At 39.0% G+C, this 2,583-nt stretch carries 1 pseudogene; it reads left to right on the forward strand.

Features of this window, described 5'->3' with window-relative positions:
* Positions 1-716 precede the first annotated feature (716 nt).
* Positions 717-2,583: pseudogene (locus ACFIL8_RS09080) on the forward strand (autotransporter outer membrane beta-barrel domain-containing protein); the annotation flags it as partial.

The raw sequence follows: 2,583 nt of genomic DNA on the forward strand, positions 1-2,583 counted from the left end.
AAAACACAAATACAGACACAGGTAGCGATAAATATGTTGTAACAGTTGAAGGTGCTAACAGTGCGCTTGAATTAAATAGCTTAAATATTCAAGGCACTGATTCTGATGTTCGTTTTGGTATTTCTGTAAAAGACGGCGCTAACATCAACCTGACCGGGGGGAACATTACAGCTTCTCAAACTGGCGTTTATATCGATGGTAGTAAGGATAATAGAAATATACTGCAAAATGTAGTAATATCAGATAATAAAAATGAAGCATCATCACTCCTTGGAATAAAAATAAACAAGAAAAGTTTTATCACTTTAGAAAATGTAACAGTTAAACAAGCACAAACTGCCATAGATGCATATGATTCCACAGTAAAAGTTTTAGGAGGATCATTTGATGCAGAAAAAACCGCAATATTTGCTCAAAACGGCAGCAACATCACTTTAACTGGCGATGCAAACATTACATCTAATGATGTTGGACTCTATGCGGCAGGTTCAAAGGCCATCATCGAAATGACAGGAGGGAGCATCACAGCGAAAGAGCAAGCAGTAAAGACAACATACGGTGGCCATATTATTGCTACAGATGTCACCCTAAAAACAAAAGATGTTTATGGAATTGGTGTAGCTTGTGAAGACCTTAGCATAATTGAATTACTTGGAAAGACAACGATTAATAATGCTTTCATCGGGATTCAAGTAATAGATGAGGCCACAATCAAGATGATTGGAGGAACCATTACAGCTTCTGCAGCTGGTGCTACATTCTTAAACAGTCACAGTTATAAATATGAAAACAAACTAGAAAATGTGACCATATCGAGTATTAAAGAGGATGTGCCACTGTTCTTTGGAATAAAAGCAGATGCAAGTTATATCTCTTTAAATAATGTAACAGTGACGCAAGCACAAACTGCCATAGAGGCATATGATTCCATAATAAACGTTTTAGGAGGATCATTTGATGCAGAAAGAACAGCAATATTTGCTCAAAACGGCAGCACCATCGCTTTAACTGGCGATGCAAACATTACATCTAATAATGCTGCTGGACTCCATGCGGCAGATTCAAAGTCCATCATCGAAATGACAGGGGGGAGCATCACAGCGAAAGAGCAAGCAGTAAAGACAACATCCGGTGGCCATATTACTGTTACAGATGTCACCCTAAAAACAAAAGATGGTTATGGAACTGGTGCAGTTTCTAGTGGCCTTGGTAGCATGATTGAATTACTTGGAAAGACAACGATTAATGATGCTTTCTTCGGGCTTCAAGCACAAAACGGTGGCGCAATCAAGATGACTGGGGGAACCATTACAACTACTTCAACTAGTGCTATATTCTCAAACAGTAACAGTAGTGAAAACAAACTAGAAAATGTGACAATATCGGGTGTTAAAAAGGATGGGACACTGTACTATGGAATAAACGCAAATAAAAGTACCGTCACTTTAAAAGATGTAACAGTGGCTCAAGCAGCCACCGGTGTATTTGAAAAAGGTGTATTAGCAGAGAATGATTCGACAATAACAATCTCGGGAGGATCATTTCATGCACAAAATACAACAATATCTGCTAAAAGCGGCAGTGCCATCACTTTAACCAACAATGCAAACATTACATCTGATAACGTTGGACTCTATGCGGAAGGTTCAAACTCCACCATCAGCATGACGGAAGGAACCGTCACGGGGAAAGGTAATGCATTGGGTAATGCATTGGTTGCTGAAAATGGTGGACATATTACTGTTGCAGATGTGACCCTAAAAACAAATGATAGCGATAAGTCATCTGGTGTATTTTCTAATGGCGCAAACAGTGTAATTTTTCTTGAAAAAACAACGATTAGTAGTAGTGGAACTGGGCTTGCAGCAATCGATGGTGGTGCAGTCAACATGACGGGAGGATCCGTAGCAGCGAACGAAACAGCGTTATTTGCAATCAACGGTGGGCATATTGATTTGAAAAATGTTTCTGCAACAGCAGAAGTTTCTGGTTTGCAATTCGTAACTCACCCTACTACCAAACAAGATGAGCTAAATGATCCACAAAAACATCATAGCAATGAAATCAATCTGACCAATGCAGAGCTTCATGCTGAAAATGGCACAGGAATTTTCATTAGAGCTTTCACTAACGCTAACATTAAAAATAGTGCTGATCTGTCAATTGGTACAGTTAATCTCACAAATTCAGAAATCCATGCCGACGTGTTATTAGGGGACGGCCTCTTTACAAAAAAAGAAAGCTTTTGGGAGGAGAAAAATATTAATGAGATCTCCAATGGCACCTTCACCTTAAGCGCTGATCAGTCTACTCTAGAGGGCAGAGCGAATATTGCTAAAGACAGAAATGTACATTTTGATCTAAAAAACAAGACAACATGGACACTAAAGACCAGTACAAAAGAAAAAGATGCTGATGGCAATCTGCTTGATATTGCTCAAAGATCTCGTTCCGATATTTCTACGCTTAATCTCGATAACAGCTCTATTATCTTTAATGGACCAACAGAAGATCATTATCACACATTGCATATAGGATCTGGTAAACCAGATACGCAAACAGTCTACAACGCCTCTGGTAATG

The organism is Bartonella sp. AP57NXGY (genome assembly GCF_042195805.1).
In the GTDB taxonomy this organism is placed as follows: domain Bacteria; phylum Pseudomonadota; class Alphaproteobacteria; order Rhizobiales; family Rhizobiaceae; genus Bartonella.